The following is a 21,806-nucleotide window of genomic DNA, read 5'->3' as shown; positions in this document are numbered from 1 at the left end:
CCCGGCAGCATGCGCTAGAACGCAAACCCGCTGCACACTTTTGCTGGAATTGCTTTAGCGGATCGTCGATAGCAGCTTGCGCACGCGATCGAGATGCAGCTTCCGCTTTGCATCGGTGGCGCGGTCCATGTCGTGCAGGCTGAGCATCTTGAAATGCAGCCGCTTCGAGCAGAAGGCGGCGATGCCGCGCTTCAAGAGCCGGCGCACCGGATCGCCCATATAGAGACGCACCAGCCACCACGGCGAGCCCGTCGTCGTCAGCGCATAGAGCAGCCTGATATTGGTAAGCTGCGGCACGATACGGCCGCCGGCGGCGTCATGGCTGAAGGCTACCCCGGGGGCGAAGACACGATCGAAAAAACCCTTGAGGATGGCGGGGAAATTGAACCACCATTGCGGAAAGACGAGGATCAGGCCGTCGGCCGCCTTCAGGCGGACAACGATATCGGCGACGGCTGAGGTGTCATAGGGCACATCGAAATAGCCGCTGCGCTCGGCCTTCGAAAGACGCGGATCGAAATCTTCTCGGTAGAGATCGAGCAGATCGACGACATGGCCGGAGGCTTCTAGCGCGTCGCGGGCCGTCCGCGCCACCGAGGTGGCAAAACTTTCCGGCAACGGATGGGCAAGCACCAGCAGGATCCGCATTGTCAGAACAGGCTTCCCTGCTTCGGTGGCTCTGCGGATTTTACGCTGCGCTTCTTGGCACCGGCCGGCGGTGCGCCACCTTCCGTGGTCATGGCGCCGACACGACCGTCGGCGAATTCGATGGCGATGCCCATGCCGGCGGAGAGTTGAGCAGCCTGCGAGACCGGCCTGTTATCCTCATCGCGAATGACGGCGTAGCCGCGCTTCAGCACATTCTTATAGGAGAGCGACTGCAGCACGCGGTCCTGCGAAGAAAGCTCGGCGCGCGCACGGGTCAGCTGGTGGCGGATTGCCGTATCGGCATGGCGCGAAAGATTGCCAAGGCGTTCGCGACCGCGGTCGGTCTGGGTCTTCAACCGGGCAGGCAGCGAGGCGAGGATTGCTTCGGCGCGGTCAACGCGTGATTTCGAGCGGTCAATCAACCGTTCGACCATGCGCTCGGCCCGGGCCGTGCGCTCGTTCAGCGTCTGGCGGCGCTCGGCGATGCGGCCGGACAACAGATCGGGGCGCAGATGCGAGCCGACGCGCTCGAAGCCGCGGCGCTTGTTGATGGTGTTGAGCTCCAGCCCGCGGCCGAGGCCGGTCGCCGCCTCGTCGAAACGGCGGCGCGGCAAGGCGAGAAGCTGATCGAGTGACGGCAATGCCCGCATCAGCGCGCGCACCGACTGGCGGCGCTGATCCATCTGCCGGTTCATGCAGCCTTGCAGGCGCGCGGCAAGAGCGGCGGCCTGTGCCTCGAGCTCCGCCTTGACGGGCACCGCCATTTCGGCAGCCCCTGTCGGCGTCGGAGCACGGACATCGGCGGCATAGTCGATCAGCGTCCAGTCGGTCTCATGACCGACGGCCGAGATCAGCGGTATCTCGCTTTCGGCCGCAGCACGCACGACGATTTCGTCGTTGAAGCTCCAGAGATCTTCCAGGCTGCCGCCACCGCGCGCGACGATCAGCACATCCGGGCGCGGAATGGCGCCGGCCGGCTCCAGCGCGTTGAAGCCGCGGATGGCGTTCGCCACCTCCTCGCCGGACCCCTCGCCCTGAACCTTCACCGGCCAGACGAGGACATGCACGGGGAAACGATCGGAGATGCGGTGAAGAATATCGCGGATCACGGCGCCGGTCGGCGAGGTGACGACGCCGATGACGCTCGGCATGAAGGGCAGCCGCTTCTTGCGGGCGGCATCGAACAGGCCCTCGGCGCCGAGCTTGCGCTTGCGCTCCTCGATCAGCGCCATCAGCGCGCCAGCGCCGGCCGGTTCCAGCGTCTCGATGACGATCTGATATTTCGAGGAGCCCGGAAAGGTGGTGACCTTGCCGGTGGCGATGACTTCCATGCCCTCTTCCGGGCGGAACTTCAGACGCGAGAAGGTGCCCTTCCAGATGACCGCGTCGATGCGGGCGCGGTCGTCTTTCAGCGCGAAATAGGCATGGCCCGAGGAGTGCGGCCCACGATAGCCGGAGATCTCGCCACGCACGCGAACCTGGTCGAAGGCCGTTTCGACGGTGCGCTTGATCGAGCCGGAAAGTTCCGAAACCGAATATTCGGCAAGGTTGGTCGGCGAATCGCTGTCGAAGACGTTGCTCATCCCTTCTTTCTATGTCGATCGGCGGGAAACGGGAAGCTCGGCATCGGGGTCGGGCCTTGTTTTCCCGGCCGTTGAAGTCGTTGACGGGAGGGTTCGACGCCGTTGCGTCGAGCGCGCTCGTCTCAACGCATCCTGCACAGGCACTCGTTGCAGCCAGGTGGACAAACAACAAAATCGAGTAAATCTGTTTTGTTGCGGAACGGATAGTTAGACAATGCGTTTCACATGAAAGGGATTGCTAACCACCGCAATACAAAGGCTTTTCGGCGATGACCGCCGGTAAATCTTTGTTAGTTGGCGCTTCCTATGCTTCCCCTCGTTATCTCTGGGAAGGTGCTGAAATGATTATTCTCACAGCAGCAGCATTGGGCATCAGCGCCGGGCAAATGCGCTCGGCTGGCGTGATCGCGTTGGTCGCCGCGTTGATCGGAATGACATTCGCGCTGGCGGCGATAACCTCGCCGGGGCCGGTGTCCATTCTGGCATTCGTTTATGCCGTGCTTGGCTATAATGGCGGCCTCATGCTCTTCGTGCTCGGGCTCTTTGCCAATCAGCGCCTTCGTCGCTCCACGCGTGTCCCACACTGAAAGCGCGTCGCGATCTTTCAGATCGCTCCTCGCGCTTCAGGTCCTTATCTCAAACGCATATTCGCCAAACCGCTGTACAGTTTTGCGCGACATGCTTTATTCCATCGTTGAAACTTGCCGGCGTCAATTCGTCGCCGGCCGATAGCGAAAGAACTGCACGCCCACGTCCGCCGCCTTCGGGAGCGGTTCCAGATAGGGCGGGATATTCCCTTTGCCGAGCTGCGCATAGAGCCCATCCGGCTTCAGCTTGGCGATCTCGCGTGTCTGCAGGTCGCCGGGGCAGAAGGCAAGCGCCATCACGCCAGTCCCCTTGAGGAAGGCTTCCGCCTCCTGCGGCTCCGCCATGCCGATGTGCAGTTCCGTCAGCATGCCGCCCTGATTGCGATGATAGGGCGCGGAGAGAACTCGGTTGCTGGTGAAGCGCAGGATCGGCACGCCCATCTCCGACGGTGCGGAGACCAGGCCGACCGGAAGCCCGGCGAGCGGCGCCAGCGCTGCTTGCGATGTGCAGGAAATTTCCTTTGCCGGCTTCGCTGCCTTCTTCTGGGCAGCATTCTCCATCTGTAGCGAGATAAACCCGCCACCGACGGCCCAGGCGGCCGGAGCACTTGCGAGCACGGTCACGATATAGATGAAGGCGGCGGCGACATTCTCGCTGTCACCGTTGGAGATACGCTTGATATCGATGATCAGCAGGGCAAGCGGCAGGATCGAGATCAGGTTCGAGAACGTGGAACCGCGCACCTGGACCAGTGCGATTGCCCAGCTCGTCATCAGCAGGAAGAGCAGGATCAGGTGGATCTGCACGCGGTCACGCTGAACGATGCGGAAGATGCAGACGGCGATACCGAACAGGCCGGCCGCATAGAAGCCACCGATCGAGAAGGGATCGGTGCGCCCGATAACGAAAAACGACTGCGCTTCCGATACATTCCTGAGCCAGAGTTCGACCAGCATCGGATCGAGACTGGCCAGCGGATCGCTCAGGCATTGCGGTGCGATCACGATCGCCGAACCGAAAACACCGGCGCCGACGACGGCGAGCGCGGCAAAGCGCAGGGGCCGGCGCAGGCGGCTGGCAAAAACCGCCGAAAACAACAGCAACCCGCCGCCGATCGCCGCCAGGCTGTAATAGCCGAGCGAGAGATTGTCGCAGGTGACCATCGAATAAAGCCGGGGCGGCACTGTTGCGAAGAAGAGGATGCTAATCGCAATCGCCAGCGCCAGCCCGAAGGCCCTCGCGGCGGCAGCGAAATCTTCGCCCTCCCATGCCCAGAGCAGGGCAATGGTCAGGCAGACTGCGGCGACGAAAGGTGTCGTCTCGGCGCCGATGGCGATGGCAACCGCTGCCGCGATGCCGGCGACCGCATAACTCCAGGCACGACGCTCGGGATCCAGCAGCATCGCGATCATCGTCGCGACCAAAGCCAGCTGCGCATTGTGATGATCGATGGCGCCCGGCGCGAAACGGTTTCCGGTGTAAATCGCAAGACCGGTCAAGCCGAGACTGATGTGCATGGCGGCAACACCGCCGATGCGCCGACCGGCAACCGCCATGGCGAGCATGGCGGGCAGGATGAGCGATACCGGCCAGACGCCGAGCGCCAGCGCCTCGGCCGTCTCATGGGATGCAAACAGGCCGAAGAACCAGATCAGCGAGGCGATCGGCAGGTCGATCAGCCGCGACCAGTGCATCAGCGTGCCGCCGTCGAGGCCGAGACGGTATTGCATCAGATCGAACCAGCCCTGCCCGGCCAGAAAATCGCGAACTTCGACGAGACGCATTCCGTCGTCATTGTCGGGGCCGACGTAATCGGTGGCACCGGAAAGCCTGGTGATGAGGATGGCGGCGGCAAGGATGACGCTATAGGTGATGACGGTTGGCCAGAGACGCGTCAGCAGGCCGCGCACCCCGCCCCTGGGGGCGTCGGTCACGGGGGATGCATGGGCGATCGGCTGCACAGCGTTCATTGTGGTTAGCGGTTCGTTTCCAGATAGCGAAGCTTAGCCGCCGCCGATCAAGAAAGTGTAAAGCCGTTTGTGGCAGCCGCTGATTTTGCCTGCGTCATAGGGTCTTATTAACGGCGCGTGATTTAGGCTGAGCGCGGCTTTAAGTGTAACGAGTAGAGTCATGGCCCGATCGCGTACCGACAATCTGAATATTGCCGTCCTGCTTCCCTGCTATAATGAAGCGGCGACGATCGGCCCTGTCGTCCAGGGCTTCCGGGCGACGCTGCCCGATGCTGCGATCCACGTCTACGACAACAATTCCACCGACGGCACCGCGCTGCAGGCAATGCTTGCCGGCGCGCATGTCGTGCGCGAGCGGCGCCAGGGCAAGGGCCATGTCGTGCGCCGCATGTTCGCCGACATCGAGGCAGACATCTACATCATCGCCGACGGCGACGGCACCTATGCGCCGGAGGATGCCGAAGAGCTGGTGCGCACGCTGCTGACCGAGCGCGCCGACATGGTGGTCGGCACCCGCCGCGGCGTGCACGACGATGCCGGCCGTCAGGGCCATGCGCTCGGCAACCGGCTTTTCAACCTGCTCTACCGGATGATCTTCGGCCCTGATTTCACCGATATCTTCTCCGGCTACCGCGCGTTTTCGCGCCGCTTCGTCAAGAGTTTCCCGGCGGTATCAGGCGGCTTCGAGATCGAAACCGAAATGTCCGTGCATGCCTCCCGGCTGAAGCTGCCGGTCAGCGAGCTGGAGCTCGATTACGGCCGCCGGCCGGAAGGCTCGCATTCCAAGCTTTCGACGTTCCGTGACGGCGGCAAGATCCTCTGGATGTTCGCGATGCTGATGAAGGAAACCCGGCCCTTCGCCTTTTTCAGCGCGATCAGCGCCACCTTCATGCTGGCGAGCCTCGGCTTCATGGCGCCGGTGCTGGCGGAATATTTCGAGACGGGTCTCGTCAGCCGCATGCCGACCTGGGTGCTGTCGACGGCGCTGATGATGATATCCTTCATGCTGTTTACCGCCGGCGTCATCCTGGATTCCGTTGCGCGTGCCCGCGCCGAACAGCTCCGTATCCATTATATGGGCCTGGACAGGCCGAGCGCGTTAAAGGCGCCGCTCAGCGACGCAGGGCCAGTGTCGCGCGCGCGTCCCGGCAAGGCGGATGCGGCATGAGAAAACTCATCCGCTTCACGATTGCCGGCGGCATCGGCTTCCTCGTCGATGCCGGCATCCTGTCGGCGCTGCTCCATCTGACGCCGCTCGGGCCTTTTCTGGCGCGACTCATTGCGATCGCCTTCGCGATGGCCGCGACCTGGGCTTTCAACCGGAGCTTCACCTTCGATCGCACCGGCCGTTCGCTCGCCGCCGAAGGCTTCCGCTACGGCTCGGTCGGGGTGACGGCAGCGCTCGTCAATTACGGGCTCTATTCCGCCCTTCTGCTTTCGCTGCCGGCGCTTCAGCCGCTTGCGGCCATGGTGGTCGCCAGCCTCGCCTCGATGGTCTTCAGCTTTTTCGGCTATTCGCGCTTCGTCTTCCGTGCCGAGTGATTAGAGCGCCGCGCGTCCAAAAGGACGCGCAAAGGACGCTCTAACACTTTAAATTGGCGCATAATCTTTCCGAAAATCGATCCCGATTTTCGGAAAGATTATGCGCTAGACTGCCTCCCAGCCGTCCTTCTCGCTGGCGCGATAGATCGCGTCGATCACCTTCTGGTTCAGCTTCGAATTTTCGAGCGTGACGATCTCTTCCTTGCCGTTCGTCACCGCCCGGGCGAAGGCCTCGACCTGCCGCTTGTACTGGCGGCTGTCCTGGAAGCGGAAGATGCGCGATTCCCTGTGGCTGCGGTCGGCAAGCTCGATCTCTTCCGGTCCCCAGCGATTGGCGTTGAATGGCGACTTGACCTCGATGTAACCTTCGGTGCCGTGGAAGACCATCACCTGGCGGTTGGCCATCTGCGTCGAGATATAGAAGCTCAGCTCGAAATCGCCGAAATCGGCCTTGACGCTCGAATAGATATCCGTGCCAAAATCCGTATCGCGCTCGGTGATCGCCTGGATCCAGAGCGGCTCCTTGCCAGTGGAAAAACGGGTGCTCATGACGGGATAGACGCCGATATCGGGAAGGCCGCCACCGCCGAGCTCGGGAACGTTGCGCATGTTGGCAGGGTCGCGGTTGAAATAGGTGAAGGCGCCCTGCACATGCCGGAGCGACCCGATCGTGCCCTCATCGATCAACGAGCGCACCTTCTGCCAGACCGGCGAATAGTTGATCATATAGGCTTCGGTGAGCACCACCCGGTTGCGGTCGCGGGCGGCGATCACGTCGTCGATATCGCCTGATTTCAGCGCCAGCGGCTTTTCGCAAAGCACGTGCTTGCCGGCATCGGCTGATTTGATCGACCATTCGATATGCTGCGAGGTCGGCAGCGGGATGTAGACGGCGTCGATGACGTCGGAGGCCAGCATCTCCTCGTAGGAGCCGAAGGCATGCGGCACGGAGAAGCGATCGGCCATCTCCCTTGCGCGCGTGAGATCACGGCTGGCAATCGCCGTGACGACGCAATTTTCCGCATCCTGGATCGCCGGAACGACATTGTCGCGGCCGATCTTCGCCGTTGAAATGATACCGAAGCGCAGCATGATCCAAGCCTCCCAAACTGATTTCCGCGAACCATATTCAGGCCTTGACTGCGGCGCAATGGCGCGACCTTTGAAATCACGGAAGTTTGGTTTCCCTGATGGCGCGATCGCGCTAGGTTCTCGTCAGGGCGGCGTTCTGCCGTATCCGCGATTTCAATCACATCACCATATTGGAGAGCGTCATGGAAGTGCGCCGGCTTGGAAAAACAGGTCTTTCGGTCGCGCCGATCGTCATCGGCGGCAATGTCTTCGGCTGGACGGCCGACGAGAAAACATCCTTCGCCATTCTCGACGCCTTCTTCGATGCGGGCCTGAACACGATCGATACGGCCGATGTCTATTCCGCCTGGGTTCCGGGCAACAAGGGTGGCGATTCCGAGGAGATCATCGGGCGCTGGCTAAGCCAAGCCAAGGTTTCCCGCGACAAGGCTGTCATCGTCACCAAGGTCGGCTCCGACATGGGCCAGGGAAAGACGCTGAAGGAGACCTATATCCTCAAGGCAGTCGAGGATTCTCTGCGCCGGCTACAGACCGATTATATCGACCTCTATCTCTCGCACTGGCCAGATGCCGATACGCCGCACGAGGAAACGCTCGGCGCCTTTGCCAAGCTGAAGCAGCAGGGCAAGATCCGCGCCATCGGCTGCTCGAACTATGATGCGAAGCTGCTTCAGGCCTCGTTCGACGCGGCCGAGAAGGCCGGCCTGCCGCGTTACCATGTGCTGCAGCCGGAATATAATCTCTATGAGCGCGCCAGCTTCGAGGGGCCGCTTGCCGATCTCTGCGTCAAAGAAGACATCGGCGTCATCACCTATTTCAGCCTCGCCGCCGGCTTCCTCACCGGCAAATACCGCAGCAAGACCGATACGCAAGGCCGCGCGCGCGAGGGCCGGGTTTCGAAATATCTCGACGACAAGGGCCTGCGCATCCTAGCCGCGCTCGACAAGGTTTCGGCCGAAACCGGCGCCAAGCCCGCGGAAATTTCGCTCGCATGGCTGCTGCGCAAGAAGGGCGTGACGGCGCCGATCGCCAGCGCGACCAGCCTTTCGCAGCTTGAAAGCCTGGCGAAATCGGCGACACTTGCGCTTTCCGATGACGCGATGGCGCTGCTCGACCAAGCCGGCGCCACTGCATAATTCCTTAAATCGGAATCGATTTAAGGGTAAATTATGCAGCAACTCAAGTGTTACAGCGTCCTTTGCGCGTCTGAAAGACGCGCGGCGCTGTAAAGAGAAGAGCCCAATGACCGTTACGATACGCGATGCCCGCCCCGAGGACGAAGCCCGCTGGCGCGAACTTTGGGCGGCCTACCTCGCCTTTTACGAAGTCACGGTCGATGCCGATATCACCGATTCCACATGGCGCCGGGTCTTCGATCCGGCGTCGGCGATTGCGATGCGCGTCGCCGAAGTCGATGGCCGGATGATGGGCTTTGCGCTCTATCTCACGCATGAGGGCACGTGGATCCACGGCAGGGACTGCTATCTCGAAGACCTGTTCGTCGATGCCGATGCGCGCGGAAAAGGCCTCGGGCGGGCGCTGATGGACGATCTCGTTTCGACCTGCAAAGCCAAGGGCTGGTCACGGCTCTACTGGCATACGAGCGAGCAGAACAAGACGGCGCGGACGCTCTATGACAGCTATGTCGAAAGCGACGGCCATATCCGCTATCGCATCAGCTTCACTGCATAATTCTTTAAATCGGAACCGATTAAGGATAAAATTATGCAGCAATTCAAAGTGTTACAGCATCCTTTGCGGCTCTCGAAAAGACGCGTGGCGCCGTAAGCGATGGAAAACCCGCATACCATTTTGAATGATCGCCTTCCCAATTGGCCATGCCGGGTTTGGTGAGGATGCCGCGCGGGCTGACATAGCTCTGGATCACCCGTTTCGGCCGTTCGTGCCATTGGATATTGAAGGCCCAGAGCTTCGGGAAGAAGCAGAGCGAGGCATAAGGCAGGTGGTCGTGAATCCACCAGGCGAGCCGCTGCCAGTCGCTTTCATCGTGGTAATGGTCGACCATCCATGGCACGGCAATGCAGACGGCTGCACCCATGCAGCCGTCAAAGTCCCTCATATCCCAGATGTGATGCGCTGATGTGGCGGCATTGGTCGAGCAGTTCAGCTTGTTCTCATTGCCGAACCTGTTGACCGCGGGCGAGCGATAGCCGGAACGGACATGCAGGCGCCCGAACGTTGCCTCTAGCGGCTCCAGCAATTCCTCGCAGAGCCTCTTGCCCGCCTCGATCGCCAGATCGGGATCCGCGGGGATATTGGGAATACGGTAGAAATCGGCGATTTCGGAATGCAGGAAATCGCGAAGGAAGAAGTTTTGCGACAGCCGCACGCGGCCAAGGTCCTCCAGACCCTTCATCGAATTCGGCTTTCGCATGACTTTACCTCCCACATCCACCGCAGGAATCATCGCCCGGCACCGATTTCCAGTCCACCCGAAATCGATCGGGAACAATTAGCGCGATCTTCTCTTCTTAATGTGTCGCCGCATTCGCGGTTTTCCCCAGAACAAGGATCGAGAAAATGGCCAAGGAAAAGACGTTGGAAGATCTCTTCTACGACACCCTCAAGGACATCTACTTTGCTGAACGGCAGATATTGCGCGCCCTGCCGAAGATGGCACGCGCCGCCCAGTCCGCCGAACTGAAGAAGGGCTTCGAAAAACACCGCGAGGAAACCGAAGGCCAGGTCGAACGCCTGCAGCAGGTTTTCGAACTGATCGGCAAACGCGCCCAGGGCAAGACCTGCGAGGCGATCCAGGGCATCATCGCCGAGGGCGAGGAAATCATGGAGGAATTCAAGGGCACATCAGCTCTCGATGCCGGCCTGATCTCTGCGGCTCAAGCCGTCGAGCATTATGAAATCGCCCGTTACGGCACGCTGAAGACCTGGGCCGCAACGCTCGGTCTGAAGGAAGTCGTCGGCCTACTCGACCAGACGCTGCAGCAGGAAACGGCCACCGACAAGACCCTCTCCCAGCTCGCCACCACGGCGGCAAACCAGAAGGCAAAGGCTGCCTGATGCACACGGCGCCCTAATGAGAACGGGCGGCCCGGTCCCATTCCTTACCGGCCGCCCGTATCCTGCGCGCTGTATCTGAAGAAATCGATGAAGGCGCGCAGCGCCGGGCGCATCTGCCGCCGGGTGGGATAATAGAGAAACGGCCCGGAATAGGGCGCGCACCAATCTTCCAGCACCCGCACAAGCTTACCGCCCGCCAATTCAGCATAGACCCGCATGTCGAAGAGATAGGCAAGACCCGCACCGTTCAGCGCTGCGAGCAGGGCCAGCCGGTCCTCGCTGACGATCAGCGGCCCGTCAACCGAAACGACAAGTTCCTGCCCGTCCTTTTCGAATTCCCAGCGATAGATCGAGCCGTTGGTGAAGCGCCGCTTGATGCAACGGTGATGGACGAGATCGCGCGGATGCTCCGGCTTTGGATGATGCTCGAAATATTCGGGCGAAGCGGCGATCACCGTCGTCAGATTGGGCGAAATCCTGACCGCGATCATATCGGCCTCCAGGCTCTCCTCCAGCCGGATACCGGCATCGAAACCCTCCTTGACGATATCGATGAAGCCGTCCTCGTTGGCGATCTCCAGGGTGATATCGGGATAGAGATTGAGAAAGTCGCCGAGGCGCGGGGCGAGCAGCAGATCGGAGGCGAAGCGCGGCGCGGTGATGCGCAGGTTTCCGGCCGGCTTGCCGCGCGTCTCGCGGACGGCCTCCAAGGCAATATCAATCTCCTCGAGTGCGGGACGAAGTCTTTCGAGAAGCAGGAGACCCTCCTCCGTCGGCGCCACGCTGCGGGTGGTGCGCGCCAGCAGCCGCACCCCCAAACTGTCCTCAAGGCTGGAGATCGCATGGCTGACGGCCGAGGGCGCGACGAGGAGTTCCTTCGCCGCGGCCCGGAAACTGCGATGCTCCGAGACGGCGGCGAGAACGGCGAGTTGCGAGAGCTGGGTTCTGTTCATTGATCGAAAGGATAGAACAACCTGTTAAAAACTGCATGTATTTTCTGATTGATGCGGCAGCGATATGGTCTGCCCGTACCGCAACAACACCAGAACAGGATGATTTCAGGCCGGTCGGCCCAAAATCTGAATCCTGTTCTGAATTAAATAGTTAGAGCACGATGTCGTCCGAAAACCGCTCATACTTTTCGGCATCATGCTCTGGCGGTTCAAAACAGCTCAAAAAGGAGCGCATCATGAAAACCCGGAAACTCGGAAACGATCTGACCGTCTCTGCCGTCGGTCTTGGCTGCATGGGCATGAGCTTTGCCTATGGCGCCAGCGACGATGCGGAATCGATCAAGACACTGCATCGCGCCATCGATCTCGGCGTCACTTTCTTCGACACCGCCGAAGTCTATGGTCCCTTTGCCAACGAGGTTCTTCTTGGCAAAGCGCTGAAGCCGTTCCGCGACCGCGTGGTGATCGCCACCAAATTCGGCTTCAAGATCGATGCCAGCAAGCCGGGTGTTGCCGCCATCACCGGCGTCGACAGCCGCCCCGAGCATGTGCGAGTCGTGGCCGAGGCCTCGCTGAAACGCCTCGGCATCGAAACCATCGACCTCTTCTACCAGCACCGGGTCGATCCCAACGTCGCGATCGAAGAAACGGTCGGCGCCATGGCGGAGCTGGTGAAGGAAGGGAAAGTCCGCGCGCTCGGACTTTCGGAAGCCGGCAGCGCCACCATTCGCCGCGCGCATGCGGTCCATCCGATCGCAGCCCTGCAGAGCGAATATTCGCTCTGGACCCGTGATCCCGAAGAGGAGGTGCTTGCGACATGCCGCGAACTCGGCATCGGCTTCGTGCCCTACAGCCCGCTTGGGCGCGGCTTCCTGACCGGGGCGATCCGCAAGGCGGAGGATCTCGACGCGGACGATTTCCGCCGGCAGGTGCCGCGTTTCCAGGCGGAAAATTTCGACGCCAATGCCGCCCTCGTCGCGACGCTCGAGCGGCTTGCCGCTGAGAAAGGCGTGACGGCGGCGCAACTGGCGCTGGCCTGGGTGTTGAACCAGGGCGATGACATCGTGCCGATCCCCGGCGCCCGCAAGCTCCATCATCTCGAACAGAACGCCGCGGCCGCCGATATCGTGCTGAGCCCGGCGGAACTTGCGAGGCTTGAAGAGGTCATCCCGGCCGGGCAGGTTGCCGGCAAGCGCTATTCGGACGCCTCGCTTGCCATGACGAACATCTGAACCTGAAAAGCCCGGTCGGCCACAACCGGCCGGGCTTGCCTTCGGGGCTGGCGAAACTATCTAACGCCATCACGGAGAACGGGATGAAAATATGTCGGACAGGCAGGCAGTCGAACAGACGGTTCATCTCTATGTCGAAGGCATGGCCTTCGCCAATGAGGCAGCCTTGAAAAAGGCCTTTCACCCGAAAAGCTCGATCATCGGCCATTACGAAAATGCCGTCGAATGGCTGACGCGGGACGAGTTCATCGCCGCGATCCTGGCGGAAGAGCCGGCGCCGCCCGGCACGCAGCCCTACATGGACATTCAGAGCGTCGATGTCGAAGGCGATGCGGCAAGCGTCAAGGTCACCGACGACTTCGCCGGCATGCGCTTTACCGATTATCTCTCGCTGCTGAAGATCGACGGCCGCTGGACGATCGTCGGCAAACTCTTCCATCTGCACCTGTGAAAAAACCGGCCGCTATTGGCGACCGGTCCATTATTTGACGACGCTGGGTGAAGCTCAGCTTCTGAGGACACCGCCGGTGAATTTCGTGACACTGGCGACGATCTTCTGCGTCAGCGCCTCGAAATCCTCGTCCGTCAGCGTGCGCTCGACCGGCTGGATCTGCACCTCGATCGCCACCGACTTCTTGCCGTCGCCAACCGATGCGCCCTCGAAAATGTCGAAGACGTTGACGCCGGTCACCAGCTTGCGGTCGGCGCCTGTGGCGGCCTTGACGATGGCGCCTGCTTCCACCGTCTTGTCGACGACGAAGGCGAAGTCGCGCCGCACCACCTGGAAGGGTGATAGTTCGAGCGCTGGCTTGGTCCGCGTCGCCTTGCGCTTGGCATCCGGCATCGCGTCGACATAGACCTCGAAGCCGCACAGCACGCCGGAGACATCAAGCGCTTCCAGCGTCAGAGGATGGAATTCGCCGAAATAGCCGAGCACGACCTTCGGCCCCATCTTGATCGTGCCGGAGCGGCCGGGATGATACCATTCCGGCCCGCCCTGCTCGATCTGGATATTGCCCATTGGCAGGCCGCAGGCTTCGATGACGGCAAGCGCGTCGGCCTTGGCGTCGAAGACGTCGACCGGCTTGCCGCCGCCCTTGGCGACGTTCGACCAGGCGCGACCGGCGCCGGCAAGCGATGCTGTGCCGCGGCGGATGCCGCCGGCCACGCGGCGTTGACCGTCCGGCCGATCGTTCTCATAGGTGCCGGAGACCTCGAAGAGGGCGACGTCGGCATAACCCTTGTCGGCATTGCGCTGGGCGGCTGACAGCAGGCCCGGCAGAAGTGAGGGGCGCATATCCGACATTTCGGCGGCGATCGGGTTGGCAAGCTTGAGGGCCGGCGAACCGCCGCCGAACTGCTTTGCCTGGTCTTCCGGAATGAAGGACCAGGTGACGGCTTCGAGCATGCCGCGCGCGGCGAGCGCCCGCTTGGCGAGGCGGGTGCGGATCTGCAGCGTCGTCAGGATCTTGCCGTTGACGGCCGCATGGCTTTCGAGCGGCGCCGGCTTGATATTGTCGACGCCGTGAATGCGCATGACCTCTTCGACGAGATCGGCCTTGCCATCGACATCGGGGCGCCAGGAGGGAACGGCGACGGAGACGCGCTCGCCGGAACCGGAGACCTTGAAGCCGAGACGCGTCAGAATCGTGTTGCTTTCCTCATTCGAGACGTCGAGGCCCGTCAGGCGCTTGACCTCCGAATAGGGGAAATCGACGATCTTCGGTTCGTAACCCTTGTAACCGACGATCTCGGCCTTGGCAGCCGTGCCGCCGCAAAGCTCCAGCACCAGTTCCGTCGTGCGTTCGAGACCCGGGACCATGTATTCCGGATCGACGCCGCGTTCGAAGCGGTAGCGAGCATCGGTGATGATGCCGAGGCTGCGGCCTGACTTGGCGATGTTCATCGGGTCCCAGAGGGCGGATTCGATCAGCACGTCGACGGTATTCTCGTCGCAGCCAGAATGTTCGCCGCCCATGATGCCGCCGATCGATTCGATGCCATTGTCATCGGCGATGACGACGTTGTTCGGCGAGAGCTTGTATTCGCGCTGGTCGAGCGCCAGTACCGTCTCGCCCTCGACGGCGCGGCGGACTGTCAGGTTGCCGTTGATCTTGGCGGCATCGAAGACGTGGATCGGCCGCCCCTGATCGAAGGTCATGTAATTGGTGACATCAACAAGCGCGTTGATGGGGCGCAGGCCGATGGCGATCAGCCGCTGCTGCATCCAGCGCGGGCTCGGGCCGTTCCTGACGCCGCGCACGAGGCGGAGCGCAAAGCCTGGGCAGAGCTTCGGATCGTCGAGATCGAGCGTCAGCCTCACCGGCGTCTCGCCTTCGACGGCGAAGGACGGCGCGGGCCGCGTCTTCAGCGTGCCGAGGCCGGAGGCGGCGAGATCGCGGGCGATGCCGTGGATGCTGGTGCAATCCGGCCGGTTGGGCGTCAGGTTGATCTCGATGACCGGGTCATCGAGATGCGCATAGGCGGCATAACTCTGGCCGACCGGCGCATCCTCGGGTAGATCGATGATGCCGTCGTGACTGTCGGAGATCTGCAGCTCCTTTTCGGAGCACATCATGCCATGGCTTTCGACGCCGCGGATATTGCCGACGGCGAGCGTCACGTCGATACCGGGCACATAGGTTCCGGGCGCTGCGAAGGCGCCGACGAGACCGGCGCGCGCATTCGGGGCGCCGCAGACGACCTGGACCGGCGCGCCGGAACCAGTATCGACCATCAGCACCTTCAGCCGATCGGCCTGGGGATGTTTTTCAGCCGAGACGACCCTGGCGATAACGAAGGGCTTGAATGCTGCCTTGTCGTCGACGTCCTCGACCTCCAGTCCGATCTCGGTGAGGCGCGTGCAGATTTCATCGAGGCCGGCATCCGTTTCCAGATGCTCTTTCAGCCAGGAGAGCGTGAATTTCATCGTCCCAATTCTCCGTTCAAGCGCTGAGGCCGCCGAACAGCGTCGGCATGTCGAGCGGGCGGAAGCCGTAATGCGTCATCCAGCGGACGTCGGCGTTGAAGAAGTCGCGCAGGTCGGGCATGCCGTATTTCAGCATGGCGATGCGGTCGAGGCCCATGCCCCAGGCAAAACCCTGATATTCGTCCGGATCGAGTCCGCCATAACGCAGCACGTTCGGGTGGACCATGCCGCAGCCGAGGATTTCCATCCAGTCGGTACCCTCGCCGAACTTGACGATCGGGCCGGAGCGGTCGCACTGGATATCGACCTCGAAAGAGGGCTCGGTGAAGGGGAAGAAGGACGGGCGGAAACGCATCGTCACGCTGTCGACCTCGAAGAAAGTCTTGCAGAATTCTTCCAGCACCCAGCGGAGGTTGGCGACATTGGCCTTCTTGTCGACAACCAGACCTTCGACCTGATGGAACATCGGCGAATGGGTGGCGTCGCTGTCCTGGCGGTAGGTCTTGCCGGGAATGATGATGCGGATCGGCGGTGTCTGCGCCTCCATGGTGCGCACCTGCACCGGCGAGGTATGGGTGCGCAACACCTTGCGCTCGCCATTCTCATCCGCATTGAAGAAGAAGGTGTCGTGCATCTCGCGGGCCGGATGGCCTTCGGGGAAATTCAGCGCGGTGAAATTGTAATAATCGGTCTCGATGTCGGGACCTTCGGCGATCGAGAAGCCCATGTCGGCGAAGATCGCGGTGATCTCGTCGACGATCTGGCTGATCGGATGGATGCGGCCGCGCTCGGCCGGCGAAGAGCGCACCGGCAGGCTGACGTCGACCGTCTCGGCCTTCAGCCGCGCATCGATCGCCGCTTGCCGCAGCGTCGCCTTGCGGGCGGTGAGCGCCTCGGTCACTGCGTTCTTCAGAACGTTGATCGCAGCGCCCTTGCTCTGGCGCTCTTCCGGCGTCATGGCGCCGAGCGTCTTCAACAGTTCGGAGACGGAGCCCTTCTTGCCGAGGGCGGAAACGCGCACGGCTTCGAGCGCCGTCTCGTCATCGGCGGCGGCGATTTCGGCGAGCAGCGATGTGTTGAGCTGGTCGATATCTGACATTGTCACTTCTTTCCGTCCAGTATCAGGCGGGCGATCGGGAGGCAGGCGGCGCCGGCCGGCGCCAGGAATATAAAGAAAGAAAAACCCGCGCTAGCCCAAACCAGCGCGGGTTTCCCAAAATCATAAATTCAAAAGCTTGGGAAGCGCTGGTTACTTGACCGCGCCTTCAAACTCGTTCGCCGTGCCGGCTTCCTTGAGGTATTCAAGAGCCTTCTTGGCAGCGCTGACCAGCGCGCCGAATGCTTCCGGCTCGTGGATCGCCATGTCGGAGAGAACCTTGCGGTCGACTTCGATGCCAGCCTTGTTCAGGCCGTCGATGAAGCGGCCGTAGGTCAGGCCGAATTCACGCACAGCGGCGTTGATACGCTGGATCCAGAGCGCACGGAAGTTGCGCTTGTTGACCTTGCGGTCGCGGTAGGCGTACTGCTTCGAACGATCGACAGCAGCCTTGGCGGTGCGGATGGTGTTCTTGCGGCGGCCGTAAAAGCCTTTTGCTGCCTTCAGAACCTTCTTGTGCTTGGCATGAGAGGTGACGCCTCTTTTTACACGTGCCATATCATGATCTCCTTAAATCTAGCGTTCGCTGACGAGTCTCAGAGACCGTTCGGCAGGTAATTCTTGATAACCTTGCGGCCATCCGGTTCTGCGAGAACCATGGTGCCACGTGCATCGCGAATGAACTTGTTGGTACGCTTGATCATGCCATGGCGCTTGCCAGCAGCGGCAGCCTTGACCTTGCCGGTTGCGGTGATCTTGAACCGCTTCTTGGCAGAGGATTTCGTCTTCATCTTGGGCATTTTGCTACTCCTTCTGTCCTCCCTGCGCGCTTTATCAAAAAAGCCCTCCTGCGAAGTCCGGTTCTCCGGCCGTCGCAACAAGGTGCGGGAGCGTTTGTTGTTGATCTGCGGCATCGGCGACGAACCGTTCCGCAAGCATTCGAAACTGCCACGGCATGCCCTGCCGGTCAGTTCGGACGCGCGCTTATAACCGCAGCGTCATGAAAGTGCAACGGGGCCGCGGAGGAATCTTCGCTCACCCGAAAACACAATGGCGCAAAGCAGAATGGCAGAAAGCACAAAAGCCGCCCTTGCGGACGGCCTTGGGCGAAAAACTGCCTGACGCTTACTTCGGCGCCAGCACCATCATCATCTGGCGGCCCTCGAGCTTGGGTTCGGCTTCGACCTTGGCGAACTCGATCGTATCGGCCTTGACCTGCTGCAGAAGCTTCATGCCGAGTTCCTGGTGGGCCATTTCACGACCGCGGAACTTCAGCGTCACCTTGACCTTGTCGCCTTCGTCGAAGAAGCGACCCATCGCCTTCATCTTCACCTCATAATCATGGGTGTCGATGTTCGGGCGCATCTTGATTTCTTTGACTTCGACGATCTTCTGCTTCTTGCGCGCCTCGGCAGCCTTCTTCTGGTTGGCATATTTCAGCTTGCCCAGATCGAGGATCTTGCACACCGGCGGTTCGACATTGGGGGAAATTTCGACGAGATCGAGGCCGGCTTCTTCCGCCATTCTCAAGGCCTGGTCGGTAGGCACGACGCCCATATTCTCACCGTCAGCCCCGATCAGCTGAACTTTGGGAATGCGGATTTCACGGTTCGAGCGCGGTCCGTCCTTCACGGGCGCGTCGGTTTTAAAAGGTCTGCGAATGGTCGTATTCTCCTCGCGTTGTTTCGGAACGTTGCAGCATCGCGCTCCCAATCAGGGGTGCACAAACGTGTCGCGTCATCGCTGCAACGGAGTCAATATCATCCTTTAGCGGAAAAATCACCCGCTGTCAGCCTGCCAAGAATCTGTTTTATAGGCCAAAACAACAGGAGTTTCGCCGATGTCCGATCAGTTGTCCAATGCCCAGCCGCAGTTCCTGACGGTCGGCGAGGGTGAGGCGGCGCGTGAGATCGCCATGCTTGTCCGCCCGGCGCAGGCCGGCTATGGCGCACCGGCACTCGTCTGGCTGTCCGGCTACCGCTCCGACATGAGCGGCACCAAGGCGGTGGAACTCGACGGGCTGGCGGCGGAACTCGGCGCCGCCTGCATCCGCCTCGATTACTCCGGCCACGGACTTTCCGGCGGCAGCTTCGGCGACGGCACGATCTCGCGCTGGCTGGAGGAGGCGCTTGCCGTTATCCGCCATGTCGCCCCCGAGCGCGTGATCCTCGTCGGCTCTTCGATGGGCGGCTGGATCGCGCTCAGGCTGGCACAAGAACTTGCGCGGCAAGGCGGCCCAAAGCTCGCAGGGATGGTGCTGATCGCGCCGGCACCAGATTTCACCTCCGAGCTGATCGAGCCGAACCTCAAAGCCAAGGAGCGCAAATCGCTTGCCGAGCGCGGCTATTTCGAAGAGCGTTCGCAATACAGCCCGGAACCGAACATCTATACACGGGCGCTGATCGAGGACGGCCGCGAGAACCGGGTGCTCGACGGCATCATCGAAACGGGCTGCCCGGTGCACATCCTCCAAGGCATGAAAGACGCTGACGTGCCGCATGCGCATGCGATGAAACTGGTCGAACATCTTCCCGCCGACGACGTGGTGTTGACCTTCATTCGCGACGGCGACCATCGCCTTTCCCGCCCCGGCGATATCGCGCTGCTCGTGAGCGCCGTCAAAGGCATCATCCGTTCATCAACAAATAGGCAGATGCCCGCTTGAATGGCATCGGCGGATAAATTCGCATGATACAGGTCCCCAACCCGTTGCATTTTAACCATGTCCGCGAGTCGCAAGGTGCTCCCAAGAAGTAACGATTGACTCTTTCCGGCCCTCTCCATTAACACTTTGTTAATAAATAAGGGGCGATGTAAGGAAAGAGCGGGCGTGCGGATCAAGGGTATCTTTGTGGCCATGATGGCCGTGTTTGCGATGGCGACGGCCGCCATACCGGCCCCCAGCAGAAATGCTTCCATGGTGACAGGCAATGCCACCTCACAGCCGATCGGCCACTACGATTTCTGTCAGATCCACCGCAGTGAATGCGGTGCAAACCGCAACGCAGGCCCGGTCGCCATGAACCCAGGGAAGTGGTCGCTCGTCCGTTTGGTCAACGCCACGGTCAACCGCACGATCACGCCGATGACCGACAAGGAAATCTACGGCAAGGATGAGGTCTGGGCCTATCCGACCACCGCCGGCGACTGCGAGGATTTCGCGCTGCTGAAGCGCCGCATGCTGATCCAGCGCGGCTTTTCGGCTGCCGACCTGCTGATGACGGTCGTGCGCAAGCCGGATGGCGAAGGCCATGCCGTGCTGACGTTGCGCACCGCCGAGGGCGATTTCGTGCTTGACAACCTCGCCTCCGACGTCAAGCCGTGGTTTGCGACGCCCTATTCCTTCGTCAAGCGCCAGTCGAGCTACAATGCCGGCCGCTGGGTCACCATCGAGAACGGCCGCGACGTCCTGGTCGGTGCCCTGCGGTAAGGGTTGCGATAGAGAATGTGGAAAGGCCGGCGATTTGCCGGCCTTTTTGTTTTGTGGGTGATGGTTCTCAGCGGGCTGCCGCTAGCCGGCCTTTCGCTTGCGCTCAAGGCGTTCGTCGCCAACGCTCCTCAGCCCCCTCATCTGCCCTACGGGCATCTTCTCCCCGCTGGGGAGAAGGGGGAGCAAGACGTACGACCATCTCCGATATAGCAAAGGTTTCAAGGGGAGCGAGGCTGTACCACGACTCCGCTTCTCCCCAGCGGGGGGAAGATGTCGGCAGGCAGATGAGGGGGTGAGCGGCGAAGCCGCGATGCGCTGAGCGCAAGCGAAGGGCACGGACCGCCTTTGATGCCGAGTATGACGCACCGTCTCCCGGCCCTTCGCTTTGGGCTCAGGGCGTTCGTCGCTGCAATCGATTCACTGGATCGATTGCTCGGGCTGCGCCCGACCGGCTTGATGCCGAGTATGACGCACCGTCTCCCGGCCCTTCGCTTTGGGCTCAGGGCGTTCGTCGCTGCAATCGATTCACTGGATCGATTGCTCGGGCTGCGCCCGACCGCTCCTCACCCATTCCCGATCAGGATACCGGCGCCGAGCACCAGGCCGCCGCCGAGCACCACCTGGAAGGCGGCGCGCAGGAAGGGGGTTTCCATGTAGCGGTTCTGGATGAAGGCGATCGCCCAGAGCTCGAAGAAGACGACGACAGCGGCGGTGATCGTCGCCGTCCAGAAATGCGGGATCAGATACGGCAGCGCGTGGCCGAGGCCGCCGAGCGCCGTCATGATGCCGCAGGCAAGGCCGCGCTTGACCGGCGAGCCTCTGCCGGAGATCTTGCCGTCGTCATGGGCGGCTTCGGTGAAGCCCATCGAAATGCCGGCGCCGACGGAGGCCGAAAGGCCGACGAGGAAGGTCTGCCAGGTATCCTGCGTCGCGAAGGCGGCAGCGAAGATCGGCGCCAACGTCGAGACCGAGCCATCCATCAGCCCGGCAAGGCCCGGCTGCACATAGGTCAGCACGAATTGCCGGCGCACCGTCTCGTCCTCGTCGTGCTTGACATCTTCAGGCGTATGTTTGTCGCCCAGCATGCGGGCGACATCCTCATGCCCCTGTTCGGCGAGGGCGAGATCACCAAGAAGCTGGCGCGTCGAGGCGTCCGAGGTCCGCTTTGCCGCCTCGACATAGAAGCGATAAGCCTGCTCCTCCATCGCCTCGGTTTCCCTGCGCATCGCATCCAGCGAAAGATTTGCCCTGAGCCAGTCGGGCTTGCGCTCGTAGAAGCCCTCCACATGCTCGCGCCGGATCAACGGAATGCGTTCACCGAAACGCTGACGATGGATCTCGATCAACGACTTGCGATGCGTATCCTCGACCTCGGCCATGTCCTCGAAGACCTTGGCCGAGGCCGGAAACTCGCGGCGCAGCCTGTCGGCATAGGCAAGATAGATGCGGGCATCGTCTTCCTCGGAGGCGATCCCAAGGGCAAGGATCTCCTGCTCGGACAGCGACTCGAAAGATCGTTTCGAGGATCTGAAAAACCGCGCCAGCATGATCTTCTCCAATTTTTAGAATTATTCTAAATCTAAAGAACGCGGCGATGGCGGTCAAGTGCGTGAGGCAATTCAAAGTGCTACAGCGCTGACAGATTGCCGCAAACGGCACCGACGACTTTGGTGCGCTGGCATAAACACCTATATGAGAGGGCGC

Annotated in this window: 22 protein-coding genes; 10 read left to right on the top strand and 12 right to left on the bottom strand. The window is 61.4% G+C overall.

Going from position 1 to position 21,806, the window contains the following annotated elements; translation table 11 throughout:
• Nucleotides 1-54: 54 nt before the first annotated feature.
• Together ELH03_RS23150 and xseA are read right to left on the bottom strand one after the other, a co-directional pair.
• Nucleotides 55-648 (bottom strand): NAD(P)H-dependent oxidoreductase, encoded by a 594-nt coding sequence (locus ELH03_RS23150; RefSeq protein ID WP_128404626.1) that lies wholly within the window; start codon nt 646-648, stop codon nt 55-57.
• A gap of 2 nt (nt 649-650) precedes the next feature.
• Complete coding sequence (gene xseA, locus ELH03_RS23145; RefSeq protein WP_130766682.1) at nt 651-2,231, bottom strand: exodeoxyribonuclease VII large subunit; 1,581 nt, start codon at nt 2,229-2,231, stop codon at nt 651-653.
• Between the two features lie 341 nt (nt 2,232-2,572).
• On the opposite strand from xseA, the gene ELH03_RS23140 reads away from it, so the two are divergent.
• Complete coding sequence (locus ELH03_RS23140) at nt 2,573-2,818, top strand: hypothetical protein (protein ID WP_128404662.1); 246 nt, start codon at nt 2,573-2,575, stop codon at nt 2,816-2,818.
• A 123-nt stretch (nt 2,819-2,941) separates the two neighbouring features.
• Here the strand turns inward: ELH03_RS23140 and ELH03_RS23135 are convergent, their stop codons facing one another.
• Entirely contained in the window at nt 2,942-4,789 is a 1,848-nt protein-coding gene (locus ELH03_RS23135) for a hypothetical protein (protein WP_128404628.1), read from the bottom strand.
• 160 nt (nt 4,790-4,949) lie between these two features.
• Here ELH03_RS23135 and ELH03_RS23130 point away from each other — a divergent pair, with 160 nt between their 5' ends.
• Complete coding sequence (locus ELH03_RS23130) at nt 4,950-5,957, top strand: glycosyltransferase (protein WP_128404629.1); 1,008 nt, start codon at nt 4,950-4,952, stop codon at nt 5,955-5,957.
• Entirely contained in the window at nt 5,954-6,331 is a 378-nt protein-coding gene (locus ELH03_RS23125) for a GtrA family protein (protein WP_128404630.1), read from the top strand. Before ELH03_RS23130 ends, ELH03_RS23125 begins: the two co-directional genes overlap by 4 nt.
• Before the next feature lie 105 nt (nt 6,332-6,436).
• Here ELH03_RS23125 and ELH03_RS23120 read toward each other — a convergent pair whose 3' ends face one another.
• Nucleotides 6,437-7,423 (bottom strand): Gfo/Idh/MocA family protein, encoded by a 987-nt coding sequence (locus ELH03_RS23120; RefSeq protein WP_128404631.1) that lies wholly within the window; start codon nt 7,421-7,423, stop codon nt 6,437-6,439.
• Between the two features lie 182 nt (nt 7,424-7,605).
• Between ELH03_RS23120 and ELH03_RS23115 the strand changes: the two genes are divergently transcribed.
• Together ELH03_RS23115 and ELH03_RS23110 are read left to right on the top strand one after the other, a co-directional pair.
• Nucleotides 7,606-8,559 carry an aldo/keto reductase gene (locus ELH03_RS23115; protein ID WP_130766681.1) on the top strand — a complete coding sequence of 318 codons (954 nt, stop codon included), beginning with the start codon at nt 7,606-7,608 and terminating at the stop codon, nt 8,557-8,559.
• Nucleotides 8,560-8,665: 106 nt separating this feature from the next.
• Nucleotides 8,666-9,115: a GNAT family N-acetyltransferase gene (locus tag ELH03_RS23110; RefSeq protein WP_128404633.1), complete on the top strand. Its 450-nt coding sequence runs from the start codon at nt 8,666-8,668 to the stop codon at nt 9,113-9,115.
• Nucleotides 9,116-9,158: 43 nt separating this feature from the next.
• Here ELH03_RS23110 and ELH03_RS23105 read toward each other — a convergent pair whose 3' ends face one another.
• A complete protein-coding gene (locus ELH03_RS23105) occupies nt 9,159-9,851 on the bottom strand; it encodes a hypothetical protein (RefSeq protein WP_128404634.1) in 693 nt (230 codons plus the stop codon).
• Nucleotides 9,852-9,964: 113 nt separating this feature from the next.
• Between ELH03_RS23105 and ELH03_RS23100 the strand changes: the two genes are divergently transcribed.
• On the top strand, nt 9,965-10,462 hold the full coding sequence (locus ELH03_RS23100; protein ID WP_033181173.1) for a YciE/YciF ferroxidase family protein: 498 nt from the start codon (nt 9,965-9,967) through the stop codon (nt 10,460-10,462).
• A gap of 44 nt (nt 10,463-10,506) precedes the next feature.
• Here the strand turns inward: ELH03_RS23100 and ELH03_RS23095 are convergent, their stop codons facing one another.
• Complete coding sequence (locus ELH03_RS23095; protein WP_128404635.1) at nt 10,507-11,415, bottom strand: LysR family transcriptional regulator; 909 nt, start codon at nt 11,413-11,415, stop codon at nt 10,507-10,509.
• Between the two features lie 236 nt (nt 11,416-11,651).
• Between ELH03_RS23095 and ELH03_RS23090 the strand changes: the two genes are divergently transcribed.
• Nucleotides 11,652-12,647 (top strand): aldo/keto reductase, encoded by a 996-nt coding sequence (locus tag ELH03_RS23090; RefSeq protein ID WP_128404636.1) that lies wholly within the window; start codon nt 11,652-11,654, stop codon nt 12,645-12,647.
• Between the two features lie 91 nt (nt 12,648-12,738).
• Nucleotides 12,739-13,098: a nuclear transport factor 2 family protein gene (locus tag ELH03_RS23085; protein ID WP_018244386.1), complete on the top strand. Its 360-nt coding sequence runs from the start codon at nt 12,739-12,741 to the stop codon at nt 13,096-13,098.
• A 54-nt stretch (nt 13,099-13,152) separates the two neighbouring features.
• On the opposite strand, the gene pheT is transcribed toward ELH03_RS23085, so the two are convergent.
• The 5 genes from pheT to infC all read right to left on the bottom strand — a co-directional run bounded on the left by pheT (nt 13,153) and on the right by infC (nt 18,334).
• Nucleotides 13,153-15,576 carry a phenylalanine--tRNA ligase subunit beta gene (gene pheT, locus ELH03_RS23080; protein ID WP_130766679.1) on the bottom strand — a complete coding sequence of 808 codons (2,424 nt, stop codon included), beginning with the start codon at nt 15,574-15,576 and terminating at the stop codon, nt 13,153-13,155.
• A gap of 16 nt (nt 15,577-15,592) precedes the next feature.
• Nucleotides 15,593-16,675 (bottom strand): phenylalanine--tRNA ligase subunit alpha, encoded by a 1,083-nt coding sequence (gene pheS, locus ELH03_RS23075; RefSeq protein ID WP_128404638.1) that lies wholly within the window; start codon nt 16,673-16,675, stop codon nt 15,593-15,595.
• A 150-nt stretch (nt 16,676-16,825) separates the two neighbouring features.
• Nucleotides 16,826-17,230, bottom strand: a complete 405-nt coding sequence (gene rplT / locus ELH03_RS23070; RefSeq protein ID WP_003544622.1) for a 50S ribosomal protein L20 — start codon at nt 17,228-17,230, stop codon at nt 16,826-16,828.
• A gap of 38 nt (nt 17,231-17,268) precedes the next feature.
• Nucleotides 17,269-17,472 carry a 50S ribosomal protein L35 gene (gene rpmI, locus ELH03_RS23065; protein ID WP_003570998.1) on the bottom strand — a complete coding sequence of 68 codons (204 nt, stop codon included), beginning with the start codon at nt 17,470-17,472 and terminating at the stop codon, nt 17,269-17,271.
• 325 nt (nt 17,473-17,797) lie between these two features.
• Entirely contained in the window at nt 17,798-18,334 is a 537-nt protein-coding gene (infC, locus tag ELH03_RS23055) for a translation initiation factor IF-3 (protein WP_075225634.1), read from the bottom strand.
• 178 nt (nt 18,335-18,512) lie between these two features.
• On the opposite strand from infC, the gene ELH03_RS23050 reads away from it, so the two are divergent.
• Nucleotides 18,513-19,337 (top strand): alpha/beta hydrolase, encoded by an 825-nt coding sequence (locus tag ELH03_RS23050; RefSeq protein ID WP_128404639.1) that lies wholly within the window; start codon nt 18,513-18,515, stop codon nt 19,335-19,337.
• A 165-nt stretch (nt 19,338-19,502) separates the two neighbouring features.
• The gene (locus ELH03_RS23045; RefSeq protein WP_105007957.1) at nt 19,503-20,102 is read left to right on the top strand and encodes a transglutaminase-like cysteine peptidase; all 600 of its coding nucleotides are present in this window, start codon (nt 19,503-19,505) and stop codon (nt 20,100-20,102) included.
• Between the two features lie 563 nt (nt 20,103-20,665).
• Here the strand turns inward: ELH03_RS23045 and mbfA are convergent.
• The gene (gene mbfA / locus ELH03_RS23040; RefSeq protein WP_128404640.1) at nt 20,666-21,649 is read right to left on the bottom strand and encodes an iron exporter MbfA; all 984 of its coding nucleotides are present in this window, start codon (nt 21,647-21,649) and stop codon (nt 20,666-20,668) included.
• Between the last annotated feature and the right edge of the window lie 157 nt (nt 21,650-21,806).

This window comes from Rhizobium beringeri, from assembly GCF_004306515.1.
Taxonomy (GTDB): Bacteria; Pseudomonadota; Alphaproteobacteria; order Rhizobiales; family Rhizobiaceae; genus Rhizobium; species Rhizobium beringeri.
This window is presented reverse-complemented; position numbering and strand designations above follow the sequence as displayed.